Raw genomic sequence first — 12,685 nt, 5'->3', positions numbered from 1 at the left:
GGGATAAACAATGAAAAAAACGCTAGTGGCTGCTGCAATGATTCTCGCTTCAATGAGCCAAGTTCAAGCTTCTGATTGGGGATATCACGGGGAGCATGCGCCTGAGCATTGGGGTAAGGTTTCAGCGATATGTGCTCAAGGGCAAAACCAAAGTCCTATCGATATCAGCGATGTAACAAAAGCAGAACTGAAAAACCTTAAGTTTGATTATTCCGGTCAGGCAGTGTCTGTCACTAACAATGGTCACACTCTGCAAGCATCTGTTTCTGAGCAGAATACATTGTGGGTGGATGATAAGGCTTTTGAGTTAAAGCAGTTCCACTTTCATACACCTTCAGAAAACCATGTCGATGGGCAGTCTTATCCGTTAGAAGCGCATTATGTTCATGCTGATAAAGACGGTCACCTAGCGGTTGTTTCTCTGTTTTTTAAATTGGGTGAGCAGAACGCTGAGTTGGCAAAATTACTGGCTGTAGCGCCGAAAGAAGAAGCAAAAGCGGATCTGTCGAAACCGTTTGACGTGACGTCTCTGTTACCAAAAGAAAAGCAGTACTACCGCTTTAATGGTTCATTAACTACACCGCCGTGTTCTGAAGGTGTACGTTGGTTGGTATTGAAACAGCCACTGACCATTTCAGCCGATCAGGTTGAGAAGTTTGAACAGTTGATGGGGCATAACAACCGTCCTATTCAAGCTATTAATGCTCGTGTAGTCATGGAGCAATAATTATCTCGAAGCCTACTTTGATCAATTTGGTATCGAGTAGGCTTCTTCATTTCACACATTAATCACTTTTTGTGAGACTTTTTGTCATTGTCGAGTTGAACCCACTTTAACTGCCCGTTAGTTTCAAAGTTGTTTGCTGCTTGGCAAATCATGTATAGCTCTCCGACCTGCAATAGTGCACCTTCTGAATAAGCTTGGTCTTGATAGTAGCAAACGCGCTTACCAACATTGCCATCGACAACTACAGGGACGGGAGTCGCCGGAGTGGAAATCGTTTTAGCCATCGAGATAGGGCTAACAAGTACTAACAATAGGGCGAAATATTTAGGCATACATCTGTTCCTTATAGGTCAAATTGGCGTTGGTAACGAGGAAGCATGCTTTCATTACCCAACAGACCACCTTGATGAATATAGATGAGTGAAGGGTGGTTTTCAGGCTGTTTACTTTCTTCTTGAGAGGTTTCTTTTTCAAACCACGTTTGTAAACAGCGCCACATCATAGGGTCGTAAAGTAAGTCGAATTCGACATGGGTTTGATCTTGTAGCTGCTGCCAGATATCAAAATCTTCACGATAGAGATGACCAAAGTAGTGTTTGTTTCCAAGTTGCAGTATCTCTGGATGGCTCGTTTCACCCAGTTCGTGGAACTGTTCCGTAAGGTATTCTGCGCCACCGACACAAGGGCAGGTGATAACCTTAACTCCATGGGGTTGCAGCGCTTTGTGCAAAAAGAGCGCTGTAGTGCCTGTTCCCGAAGGAAGTGCAACACACCACTCTTGTTTAGGTTGCATTCGAATCCATTCCAAAATCTCAGATGCCAGTTGTTTGACACCGGCTTCGGCTAATTTTGAACGACCACCTTCAGGTACAGACAAACAGCTTTCATCTGGCTGTCGAATCTGCTCAATATACTCTCTTGGATGCAGACCAAATGGGCGGGTTTCTATGAGGTTTGCGTTAAGCTCGAGAGCGCCACGGTAGTTGCCAATTGGGCGCTGTTTTAGCCATGCAGGAATATGGTCAACATAAAACTCTAGCTGCCAGCCACGAATGCGAGCTAAAGCTGCCATCGAATACAATGAGTTAGCCTGAGCCGAGCCATAGCCAATCAGTGTTGTTATGTGAGGCAAATCAGCCTCCAGTAGAGACATGAATTTTCTGGCTTTATTACCACTAAACTGCGAGTGCAACTGGTCATCACGTTTGAGATAAAAATGATGACCGTTGAAATGGTGCTCAGTAATAGGGCTGTTTGCGAGTTTCATAACTCTTCCTGTTGCAATGAAATAGCCAAGGGAAGCGCATTATAACCTTAACAACTCCGCTCACACGTAAGTTTATTGCCCAAAACTGATTAAGGCTTCGCAGCCTGTAGTAGGACGATTCTTAATCGAAAAATGCCAGTGATATCGGCGACATAAGTCTTCTACTATCAGTAAACCTAAGCCATGCCCGTCTTGATTTTTTGCCTGATTAAGGCCAGGGCCATTGTCTCTGACGCATAAAGAGTCAGCAGAGACTTCCAGCGTGATCTCTCCTTGATGTGTGGCGGCTATGGCGTTTCGCAGCAGGTTTCCTACCACCATATTCAAAACGGCGGGTGCTGCTTTGAGCTGAGGCATTTGGTGGAAGATCAAAGCAATGTCGATATCTTTGTCTTTAGCCTGAGCACTGTTGAGTTCAATAATGGTTTCAAATTCAGCTTTACTTACGTCTCTGACAACGGCTTCCTCTTCGCTGCGTTCATAACGCACAAGTCCGAGCAGAGCGTCAACCATAGTGCTCATTTGAGCGGTGGCTTCATTGATACGCACAATTTGTCGTTTTTGGAAATCGTCAGAGGCATTGCGTTCCAACAGTTTGCTTGCGCCCTTTACTATAGTTAACGGCGTTCTGAGTTCGTGGCTGGCATAGCGGGCAAACGCCTGTTCACGCTTAATTAGGTTGTGAATTTCATGTCGATATTGATTGAGCTCGTCGGCTAGAATTTTAAATTCACTCGCACCGCCGCTAGGTATTTCAAATACATGAGCAGCGTTGCCACTGTGTTCTGTCAGTTGCTGCGTGAGGTTATTAATCGGTTCAATTAAACGTTGCGAGAGTCGTAACAGCAGGCCACCAAAGATGAACAGAAGTCCTGCTACACTGGTAATAACAATGAGGCCTGAGAATAAGGTTTCATTTTTCCCGAACTCAATCTGGTTGATATCTGACAGCAAGATGACGGGCTTTCTTGAACCATCTTTGTAGTAGTAGCTGAAAAACACCATTCGTGAGTCTGGGTCGCTACCGACTTCACCGACAAAGCTATCTCTGCCTTCAAAATACTTATGGTATTCGGCTGGAACTAGGCTGATATCGTTATAGGCGGTGGTGAGGACATCAATGGTGATCTTTCCTTCTTCACCATTCATAAAGCGAGTGATGGCTTCGTTCTTATCTATCTCGATACGTCGTTCACCCACTTTATCTTCTGACCAGTGCAGGGCGGTATAAAAAATAATGTAACTGGCTAAGCCCATAACCAAAGCAACACCAGTAAAAAATAGGGCCAACTGACCAGTAAGAGTACGGGTATTGGCAAAACTAATCGTGTTCATTATACCTTCTCCAAACGGAAGCCAATTTTAGGTACGGTGACCAGCATAGAAGACTCGAAAGGCTTATCTAACTGATTGCGGAGCTGGTAAATATGGCTACGCAGTACATCGTTGTTTGGCTCGTTATCCTGCCAAAGCATGTCCGTAATTTCTTCGCGAGTGACCACATCGGGAGCGCGCTGGCAAAGCAGTTCCAAAATGGAATAGGTGGTTGGATTTAATGAAAGCTTGATGCCGTCTCGATACGCCTGATGCGTTTTTTGATCGATGCGCAGGCTCGCGAATTCGAGAGACGTTTCAGTTACTGTTCTTCTATAACGCTTAATTAATGCGTGCAGGCGAGCTTCGAGAATTTCGAGATCAAAAGGCTTGGTCAGGTAGTCATCGGCACCGTATTTAAAGCCGCTCAGCATATCTTCACGGCTATCCAGAGCAGTAAGCATGAGCACTGGTGTAGTATTACCAGCCTCTCTGAGTTTTTCACAGACGGTTAATCCATCCATACGAGGTAGCATCAAATCTAAAATGATGGCGTCGAACGGGGTTTCTAAAGCCAGCTTGAGGCCTAGCTCACCATTGTCGGCATAGTCGAGCTCCATCCCTTCACTTTCAAAGTAATCAAACAATATTCCCGCCACTTCTCGATTATCTTCTACCAGCAATATTTTTTTCATTTCAACGCTCGTTCATTTGCATTGCCTAACGCCTAACGCCTAAAGCGCAAGCCTAGACCTATTTGGTTCTATCTTGCATCTATTTATCGTCGAAGAAAAGTCATATCCCTTTGCGGCTTTAACGAGAAGTTGTTTGAAACACATAAAAAAAGCCCAGAACATAAGCGATCTGGGCGGATACAAAAATGGAGTTAAATATGAAAAGCAGTGGTGTTTGTGTTGTTAGAAGAAAAAACAGTTTGACGGCCTGTGAAACTCTTAATGCGCTAACAACGGACATTAATTAGGACTGTGTGTTTTTGGTTTAGTTCCTCGTGGATGGAAAAAATGTGAAATTTTTTGTTTGGCGTTATCGATTACTAGGGATGCAAGGAAATGGCAAAGTAAGATTAAGAAGTGTGATGTTAATCTGTTGTTAATTTTGTGTATCAGAAGTATATTTCAAACAGGTGTTTGATTTAAGTGTTTCCTGTGAGTGATGAATGGCGTCGAGAAGTAGTACCAAAGAAAAAATACTGGATGTAGCTGAAGGGCTTTTCGCTGAACAAGGTTTCAATGATACCTCGTTAAGAACGATTACCGGCAAAGCCGGAGTCAATTTGGCTTCAGTGAATTATCACTTCGGTGATAAGAAAACTTTGGTTCGCGCAGTGCTGAACCGTTACTTAGAGGCGTTTATGCCTGAAGTACACAAAGCTCTGATTGCGTTGAATCAACGTGAGTCTTACTCAATGGAGGAAGTGTTTGAATCGTTGCGTGAACCCTTGAAGAACCTCAACAAGGTCAGTACACATGGTACCAGCCGCTTTATGTTGTTGATCGGAAGAGGTTATACAGATGTGCAGGGGCATCTGCGCTGGTTTATCACCACTCGTTACCAAGATGTATTGAAATTGTTTACAGACTCGGTAATGAAAGCGAACCCTGAATTAACACGCGAAACTCTGTTTTGGCGTCTGCACTTTACCTTAGGCACTTGTGTTTTCACTATGGCTTCAAGTAAGGCGCTGGCAGAAATCGCAGAAAATGATTTTGGAAGTAAGGTCGATGCAAAAGTCGTTGTTGACCAGATCATTCCATATCTTGCTGCTGGCGTTGCAGCGAAAATATAAGCTAAAAATAATAATAAAGTCCCGTGAACAAAAGGATCTGAACAATGAGCTCTCTACGACAAAAATGGATAAGTGACCCTGCTTTTAAGCTGTTTAAGAAGGTATTGCCACCGCTGTCTAGTACTGAAAAAGAAGCAATGGAAGCGGGCAGTGTTTGGTGGGATGGTGAGCTGTTTTCTGGTCAGCCAGATTTTCAAAAGCTTCACCATTACCCAAAACCGTCGTTTACTGCTGAAGAACAGTCATTCATGGATAACGAGCTGGAAACCCTGCTTGAAATGCTTGATGACCATAAAATCGTAAAAGAAGATCGCGACTTGCCAGAGGATGTCTGGACATTCATGCGCAAAGAGCGTTTCTTTTCTCTAAACATCTCTGCTGAATATGGCGGCCGTGAGTTTTCTGCTTTAGCAAACTCAACCATCGTTTCACGCATTGCGACACGTTCAATCAGTGCAGCAGTAACCGTGATGGTTCCTAACTCTTTAGGCCCAGGTGAGTTACTTTCCCACTACGGTACCCAAGAGCAAAAAGACTACTGGTTGCCTCGCCTTGCTGACGGTACAGATATTCCATGTTTCGCACTAACAGGACCAGAGGCCGGTTCTGATGCGGGCGGTATCCCTGACCAAGGCGTAGTGTGTTACGGCAAGCACGAAGGCAAAGAAGTTCTGGGTATTCGTTTAAGCTGGAACAAACGCTATATCACGCTTGCACCCGTGGCAACAGTGGTTGGCTTGGCATTCAAACTGAGCGACCCTGAAAAGTTACTCGGTGACAAAGAAGATATCGGTATTACCTGTGCGTTGATTCCTGCGAGTCACGAAGGGGTAGAGATTGGTGAACGCCATGATCCGCTCGGGCTTGCGTTCATGAATGGCCCAACACGCGGTAACGATGTGTTTATCCCAATGGATTGGCTGATTGGCGGCTCAGATTACGCAGGTAAAGGTTGGCGTATGCTGGTGGAATGTCTGTCAGCAGGTCGCGGTATCTCGCTTCCGGCATTAGGTACAGCGATTGGTCATCTAACAGCTCGTACTACAGGTGCTTATGCCTACGTTCGTAAGCAGTTTGGTATGCCGATTGGTAAATTTGAAGGTGTTGCTGAATCTCTAGGCCGAATTGGTGGTTTAACTTATCTGCTAGAGGCGACCCGAACACTGACGACCACTTCTCTGGATCTGAAAGAGAAACCGGGTATTGTTACTGCAATTGCCAAGTACCATATGACCGAAATCGCCCGTACCATTTTGAATGACTCTATGGACATTCATTCTGGTCGTGCAATTCAAGATGGCCCGATGAACTATCTGGCGAGCCATTACTTAGGTGTTCCTGTCGCGATTACGGTAGAAGGTGCAAACATTCTTACTCGTAACCTGATGATTTTCGGTCAAGGTGCGACGCGCTGTCATCCATATGTATTGAAAGAGATGGAAGCGGCGGCAAACCCTGATGAAAAAGAAGGGGCGAAAGAGTTCGATAAGTTGCTGTTCAAGCATATCGGTCATGCAACGAAGAACTCGATTGGAGCACTTACTGCGGCGTTAACAGGCTCTGCATTTGTTAAAGCGCATATGAGTGGTCCAACAAAAACCTATTACAAACAACTTACTCGTTTAAGCCGCGTGTTGGCAGTGAGTGCAGATATGGCGATGTTAACGCTTGGCGGTGAACTGAAACGTAAAGAGATGATCTCTGCCCGTTTGGGTGACGGCTTGAGCTATTTATACATGGCGTCAGCGGTACTGAAGAAATACGAAGATGATGGTCGTCAGCAATCTGACCTAAATTATGTTCATTACGCAATGCAACACTGTTTGTACCATGCTGCGAAGTCTATGAACGAAGTTTACCGAAACTACCCGTCTAAAGCGGTAGGTAAGTTGCTGAAAGGTCTATTGTTCCCGCTGGGTAATCATTATCAAGCACCAAGTAACGATTTAACGCTTGCTGTGGCAGAAAGCTTAATGATTCCAGGTGCTCATCGTGATCGTCTGACACATCTTTGCTATATCGGAAAGAGTGAGGATGACAGTGTTGGCTTGATGGAAAAAGCATTCCTGTCGCTTTATGCTATTCAAGGCCTTGAGAAGAAACTGTATCGTGGCGTGAAAGAGGGTAAAGTGGCTCGTAAAGGTTTACTTGCAGACCGTTTAATTCAAGCCAAAGAAGCGGGCGTGCTCACTGCTGATGAAATTGATGCCATTTTGGCGGCTGAAAAACTGCGTTATAAAGCGATTCAAGTGGATCACTTTAGCCATGATTTTTCAAAAGTTTTGACCAATCAGACAGTGAAACCTAAGCTAAACAACGTAGCTTAAGGATAAGAGTGATCACTTATATAAAGGCTTCCATCGTGAAGCCTTTTTTATGTCGCTTGGAAAATGTTGATGGAAAGTGATCCAACCACTTGCTAAATCGGACTATTTTTACAGAAATAGGGTGCGAATTGTGGTTGAACCTTTTATCCTAGCGAAGATTTTTGAAGGAAGTTGAATATGATCATCAAACCTAAAATTCGCGGATTTATCTGTACGACAACGCACCCAGTGGGTTGTGAAGCTAATGTAAAAGAACAAATTGCTTACACTAAAGCACAAGGTCCAATCAAGAATGCGCCTAAGCGCGTGCTTGTTGTCGGTTCTTCTAGTGGCTACGGCCTGTCTTCTCGTATTGCTGCTGCGTTTGGCGGCGGTGCTGCAACTATCGGTGTTTTCTTCGAAAAACCAGGTTCAGAGAAGAAGACGGGTACTGCAGGTTTCTACAATGCAGCAGCATTTGACAAACTTGCTCACGAAGAAGGTCTATATGCGAAAAGCCTGAACGGCGATGCATTCTCAAACGAAGCTAAACAAAAAGCTGTAGAGCTTATTAAGCAAGACCTAGGTCAAATTGACTTAGTTGTTTACTCTCTTGCGTCTCCAGTTCGTAAAATGCCTGAAACAGGCGAAGTGGTTCGTTCTTCACTAAAACCAATTGGTGAGACTTACACTTCAACAGCGGTTGATACCAATAAAGATGTCATCATCGAAGCAAGCGTTGAACCTGCAACTGAAGAAGAAATCCAAGACACGATTACTGTAATGGGTGGTCAGGATTGGGAACTTTGGATGCAAGCGCTTGAAGAAGGCGGCGTTCTGGCTGAAGGCTGTAAAACAGTGGCTTACAGCTACATCGGTACTGAGCTAACTTGGCCAATCTATTGGGATGGTGCGTTAGGTCGTGCGAAGATGGACTTAGATCGTGCAGCAGCAGCTCTGAACGAGAAGCTATCTGCAACAGGCGGTACTGCAAACGTTGCAGTTCTTAAGTCTGTTGTGACTCAAGCGAGTTCTGCAATTCCGGTAATGCCTCTGTACATTGCGATGGTATTCAAGAAAATGCGTGAAGAAGGCATCCATGAAGGTTGTATGGAGCAAATCTACCGCATGTTCAGCCAGCGTCTATATAAAGAAGACGGCACAGCGCCAGAAACAGACGAGAAAAACCGTCTGCGTCTAGATGACTGGGAACTTCGTGAAGACATCCAAAAACACTGTAGCGACCTATGGCCTCAAATTACTACTGAGAACCTAAAAGAGCTGACAGACTACGAACTCTACAAAGAAGAGTTCCTAAAACTGTTTGGTTTCGGTGTTGAAGGTGTGGATTACGATGCAGACGTTAACCCAGAAGTGGCATTTGACGTTATTGATATCTAATCTCTCGGATTCGAAATAAACAAAAGGCGCTTATTAAAAGCGCCTTTTTTCTTTTCATCGATTTTTGCATTCATCGTTCAGGTCATCGCTTTAAACCGCTGCCTAAGCAGCGATATTTGAAAGCTAGAATAAGAGAATAACGATGGTACCTGTCAACGTCATCAGAACGTTGGCAATCGCATAAGTGCCAGCATAGCCCAGTGCTGGGATAGTCGACTTAGCGTAGTCGTTCACAATATCCATGGCTGGGGCGCAAGTACGTGCACCGATGATGGCACCAAAAAGAAGTGCTCGGTTCATCTTAAGCAAGTAAGCACCTACGAGATAAGCAAACACAACAGGAACAAAGCTAACCAAGAACGCAAGGCCAAGCACTTGCACACCTACTTCAGATAAATGCTGGAACATGTTTCCACCGGCACTTAAACCTATGCCCGCCATAAAAAACATCAAGCCTAAGTCTTTCACCATGTTCAGTGCCCCTTGCGGAACATAACCGAAGGTAGGGTGGTTGGCTCGTAAGAAGCCTAGCGTAATACCTGATAGTAAAAGACCGACAGCATTACCTAAACCAAATGAGACCTGACCGAAAGTCATGGTAACTAAGCCGAACAGTATGCCCAAGATGAAGAAGCTACAGAATGCGAGCAAGTCTGCCATCTGGCTGTGAATCGAAATGAAACCGATTTTTTCAGCCAAACCTAACACTTTGCTTTTCTCGCCACTCACCTGAAGGATGTCTCCTTTGGCAAGTACGATATCTAAATCCATCGGCATTTCTACCTGCGCACGGACAACTCGGTTTAGGAAACAGCCGTACTCAGACAAGTTCAAATCGGATAAACGTTTCTGAGCATATTTGTCGTTCTTAACCACGATCTCTTCTTCAGAAATACGTAAATCCAGCAAGTTACGGTCGAAGACTTCTTTACCTTCGCGGAAACTGGAATCAAGACGAGCGTGGCTATCAGGGTAACCAACCAGTGCAATTTCGTCACCCTCCTGCAAAATAGCTTCGCCGTCTGGATGGGCTAGAATGCCGTTACGACGGATTCGTTCGATGTAACAGCCTGTTTGACCATAGATGCCTAGCTCGCGAAGGTTACGACCATCAACCCATTTAATCAGCTCAGGACCAACGCGGTAAGCACGAATAATTGGCAGATAGACTTTGCGTTGGCTGTTACCACCAATGCCTCGTTCTTGAGCAATCTGTTGTGCGGAGTCGGATAGGTTCTGTTTTTGCAATCTAGGCAATAGCTTGGCAAACAGAATCATACTGATTAAACCAATCAGATACGCCATCGCATAACCGACAGACATATTCTCCAGAATGGTTGATAGTTCCATGTTACGTGGTGCGGTAGCTAACCCAGAATTCAACGCGTCTTGAGCACCAACGAGCACGGGGGTAGAGGTGAGGGCGCCAGCCATCATACCCGCAGCGAGTCCAAAATCGAGGTTGAGATAATAACCGCCGAAATAGGTGATCCATGTTGCTGTCGTCAGTACGACGATACTGAGAATGAGATAATCTTTGCCGTCTCGGAAGAAGATACCGAAAAAGTTCGGTCCAGCTTCAATACCGACACAGTAGATAAAGAGCATAAAGCCGATAGTTAACGTTTCAGGGTTAATATAAAACCCTAAGTGTCCCATCAACAAAGAGGTGATGAGTACGCCGATGGAATTGCCTAACTGTAAGCTACCAAAGCGAATTTTGCCGATAGTTAAGCCAAGTGCTAATACGACAAAAATTAGCAATATTGGGTTTTGTTCAAGTAAAAGGACGACGTCGATGTTCACAAATTATCTCAATTATTACATGTGCAACAGTAGAACTATAAAGTGTGACGATTCTAACGTAATAACAAAAAAAAATAATTAAATTCTTGAGTAAACCTGTCGTTCATCAATAAAAAAAGCCCGCATAAATGTGCGGGCTTTCTAGCAATCGTTTTTATGCAGTAATTTGCATTCTTACTCGTCGAAAAGACCTAGGTGTTCTTTTGCGTAAGCTTCAAATTCTGTACAGCCACCAATATGAACTTGGTCAAGGAAGATCTGAGGAACCGTTTCTACTGGTTTACCAACAGTCTTTTCTAAATCTGCTTTTGAGATACCTTCCGCATGAATATCAACATAACGGTAGTTAAAATCGTCACGTTTTGCTTTTAGCGTTTCAGCGTGCTCTTTAGCACGAACACAATAAGGGCAAGCTGGGCGACCAAAAATAACTGCGAACATATCTTTCTCCTATAATTCATTTGAGACTACTATGCCCGATCCCACATAGAAAATAAAGCTGCATTTATCACTTGTTTTAATAGTTAAAACCTATTGAATAAAGCGTGTTTTGAGCGTGTTACTGATGAAGTGATGAGTTGTTTAAAAAGACGACTTTTTACGATTAATTATTATTCTGTTGAAGTCGAGCAGCAAAGAAACCTTGGTGCTGAATCGGGGCATACGTGATTTGGAGCATATTCTCAGTTAAAAAAAGCGGTTATTGCTTACGAATTGCCCTGAGTCAAAAAAAGCCGTTTTGGATAGGGGCAATCTAGTTGCAATTTATTGTAGCGGAATGGAGTTCCACTATGTTCCAGTTCATGACTTCCAGCCGAATTATCTTTGGAGAAGGGGCTCTCGAAAACTCTCTCTCATTGATCAAGCAGTTTGGTTACAGCGTTCTCTTAGTCTCTGGTAAACAGAGTGAACGTGCTCGCCCAATTATTGACTACCTCAATCAACAAAAGCTCCGATATCAGCATGTATCTATTTCGGGTGAACCGAATATCACCATGGTGGAAGAAACCTCCATCATCGGGCGTCGCTTTTCTCCTAATCTCGTCGTTGCAATAGGTGGTGGTAGTGTGCTTGATATGGGGAAAGCGTTAGCGGCGATCATTCCCAATCAAGGTAACGTTTATGACTATGTTGAAGTGCTGGGGCGGTGTGTTCCCCTCAAAACCAAACCTCTCCCTATGATTGCGATCCCCACTACCGCAAGTACTGGTTCGGAAGTCACGCGTAAAGCCGTTCTAAAGTCTGGTCAGGATAAGGTGAAAGTGAGCCTGCGCAGTCCGGATATGATCCCTGATGTTGCGATAGTGGATCCGACGTTGACCTATGGTACAGAGCCGCTGATTTCAGGCCGCGGTGCGATGGAAACCTTCACGCATCTTATGGAGTCCTATGTTTGCGGAGACCCAAATCCACTCACGGATATGGTCTGTGAAGAGGGGATGCGCAAACTTTCTCGGGCGGTATTACCAGCGTGTTTGCAAGATGATAGAACTGCTCGTGCTGATCTGTCTTTTGCGGCCATGTTGGGTGGAATGGCATCAACCAATGCTAAGTTGGGTGCTGCTCACGGGTTAGCGTCGGCACTGTGTGGCAAGTTGGAAGCCCCCCATAGTGTAATTACTGCACGTCTCTCGCCTTATGTCATGCTTGAAAACATCAATGCAGCGCGACTAGCTGGCCGAGATGACATTCTTCATCGATACACACACTTGGCGGAACTGCTTACGGGTAACAGTCAGGCAAAAATAGAAGACGGAGTTGCCTGGGTTGAAGATATGCTCGACACGTTAGGATTGCCGTTACTAAGTAGCTTTGGTGTATGTAATACCTCTTTTGAAAAAGTGGCTCAAGATGCATTGAAATCCAATTCGATAAAGGGAAATCCAATCCCACTGACCAAAGAGCGTTTGGTGTATATCTTGAATCAAGTTTGTGAGTGCAGTGGTGTCTGCCAAGAGCCAGCTGAGGTTCAGATGAGTGGCAAGGTTGAACTGCTCTACAACTCTATGCGAGAAGAAGGTTCAAAAACGGAATAGTTAATGCAATCAAGGGAAAGA

Annotated in this window: 11 protein-coding genes; 5 read left to right on the top strand and 6 right to left on the bottom strand. The window is 44.6% G+C overall.

Going from position 1 to position 12,685, the window contains the following annotated elements:
• The first annotated feature begins 10 nt into the window (after positions 1-10).
• Positions 11-727 (top strand): carbonic anhydrase, encoded by a 717-nt coding sequence (locus HKI82_RS06375; RefSeq protein WP_171137523.1) that lies wholly within the window; start codon positions 11-13, stop codon positions 725-727.
• Positions 728-789: 62 nt separating this feature from the next.
• Here the strand turns inward: HKI82_RS06375 and HKI82_RS06370 are convergent, their stop codons facing one another.
• From HKI82_RS06370 to HKI82_RS06355, 4 genes are all read right to left on the bottom strand, one after another.
• Positions 790-1,059 carry a DUF1496 domain-containing protein gene (locus HKI82_RS06370; RefSeq protein WP_171137522.1) on the bottom strand — a complete coding sequence of 90 codons (270 nt, stop codon included), beginning with the start codon at positions 1,057-1,059 and terminating at the stop codon, positions 790-792.
• An 11-nt stretch (positions 1,060-1,070) separates the two neighbouring features.
• Positions 1,071-1,994, bottom strand: a complete 924-nt coding sequence (locus HKI82_RS06365) for a 1-aminocyclopropane-1-carboxylate deaminase/D-cysteine desulfhydrase (RefSeq protein ID WP_171137521.1) — start codon at positions 1,992-1,994, stop codon at positions 1,071-1,073.
• A 72-nt stretch (positions 1,995-2,066) separates the two neighbouring features.
• Positions 2,067-3,329 carry a sensor histidine kinase gene (locus HKI82_RS06360; protein WP_102940612.1) on the bottom strand — a complete coding sequence of 421 codons (1,263 nt, stop codon included), beginning with the start codon at positions 3,327-3,329 and terminating at the stop codon, positions 2,067-2,069.
• Entirely contained in the window at positions 3,329-4,003 is a 675-nt protein-coding gene (locus tag HKI82_RS06355; protein ID WP_102940611.1) for a response regulator transcription factor, read from the bottom strand. Before HKI82_RS06355 ends, HKI82_RS06360 begins: the two co-directional genes overlap by 1 nt.
• 482 nt (positions 4,004-4,485) lie before the next feature.
• Here HKI82_RS06355 and psrA point away from each other — a divergent pair, with 482 nt between their 5' ends.
• From psrA to fabV, 3 genes are all read left to right on the top strand, one after another.
• The gene (gene psrA / locus HKI82_RS06350; RefSeq protein WP_042488247.1) at positions 4,486-5,115 is read left to right on the top strand and encodes a TetR family transcriptional repressor PsrA; all 630 of its coding nucleotides are present in this window, start codon (positions 4,486-4,488) and stop codon (positions 5,113-5,115) included.
• A gap of 44 nt (positions 5,116-5,159) precedes the next feature.
• On the top strand, positions 5,160-7,442 hold the full coding sequence (locus HKI82_RS06345; RefSeq protein WP_171137520.1) for an acyl-CoA dehydrogenase: 2,283 nt from the start codon (positions 5,160-5,162) through the stop codon (positions 7,440-7,442).
• A 177-nt stretch (positions 7,443-7,619) separates the two neighbouring features.
• Positions 7,620-8,822, top strand: a complete 1,203-nt coding sequence (gene fabV / locus HKI82_RS06340) for an enoyl-ACP reductase FabV (RefSeq protein ID WP_102940609.1) — start codon at positions 7,620-7,622, stop codon at positions 8,820-8,822.
• A gap of 123 nt (positions 8,823-8,945) precedes the next feature.
• On the opposite strand, the gene HKI82_RS06335 is transcribed toward fabV, so the two are convergent.
• Positions 8,946-10,628, bottom strand: a complete 1,683-nt coding sequence (locus HKI82_RS06335) for an aspartate:alanine antiporter (protein ID WP_102940608.1) — start codon at positions 10,626-10,628, stop codon at positions 8,946-8,948.
• 174 nt (positions 10,629-10,802) lie between these two features.
• Positions 10,803-11,069 (bottom strand): GrxA family glutaredoxin, encoded by a 267-nt coding sequence (locus tag HKI82_RS06330; protein ID WP_102940607.1) that lies wholly within the window; start codon positions 11,067-11,069, stop codon positions 10,803-10,805.
• A 350-nt stretch (positions 11,070-11,419) separates the two neighbouring features.
• Here HKI82_RS06330 and HKI82_RS06325 point away from each other — a divergent pair, with 350 nt between their 5' ends.
• Positions 11,420-12,664 carry an iron-containing alcohol dehydrogenase gene (locus HKI82_RS06325; protein WP_171137519.1) on the top strand — a complete coding sequence of 415 codons (1,245 nt, stop codon included), beginning with the start codon at positions 11,420-11,422 and terminating at the stop codon, positions 12,662-12,664.
• The last annotated feature ends 21 nt before the right edge of the window (positions 12,665-12,685 follow it).

The organism is Vibrio plantisponsor, from assembly GCF_013041605.1.
Taxonomy (GTDB): Bacteria; Pseudomonadota; Gammaproteobacteria; order Enterobacterales; family Vibrionaceae; genus Vibrio; species Vibrio plantisponsor.
This window is presented reverse-complemented; position numbering and strand designations above follow the sequence as displayed.

Coding starts and splice junctions, on each gene's coding strand:
- HKI82_RS06375 (WP_171137523.1), top strand. CDS start 11: ATGAAAAAAACGCTAGTGGCTGCTGCAATGATTCTCGCTTCAATGAGC.
- HKI82_RS06370 (WP_171137522.1), bottom strand. CDS start 1,059: ATGCCTAAATATTTCGCCCTATTGTTAGTACTTGTTAGCCCTATCTCG.
- HKI82_RS06365 (WP_171137521.1), bottom strand. CDS start 1,994: ATGAAACTCGCAAACAGCCCTATTACTGAGCACCATTTCAACGGTCAT.
- HKI82_RS06360 (WP_102940612.1), bottom strand. CDS start 3,329: ATGAACACGATTAGTTTTGCCAATACCCGTACTCTTACTGGTCAGTTG.
- HKI82_RS06355 (WP_102940611.1), bottom strand. CDS start 4,003: ATGAAAAAAATATTGCTGGTAGAAGATAATCGAGAAGTGGCGGGAATA.
- psrA (WP_042488247.1), top strand. CDS start 4,486: ATGGCGTCGAGAAGTAGTACCAAAGAAAAAATACTGGATGTAGCTGAA.
- HKI82_RS06345 (WP_171137520.1), top strand. CDS start 5,160: ATGAGCTCTCTACGACAAAAATGGATAAGTGACCCTGCTTTTAAGCTG.
- fabV (WP_102940609.1), top strand. CDS start 7,620: ATGATCATCAAACCTAAAATTCGCGGATTTATCTGTACGACAACGCAC.
- HKI82_RS06330 (WP_102940607.1), bottom strand. CDS start 11,069: ATGTTCGCAGTTATTTTTGGTCGCCCAGCTTGCCCTTATTGTGTTCGT.
- HKI82_RS06325 (WP_171137519.1), top strand. CDS start 11,420: ATGTTCCAGTTCATGACTTCCAGCCGAATTATCTTTGGAGAAGGGGCT.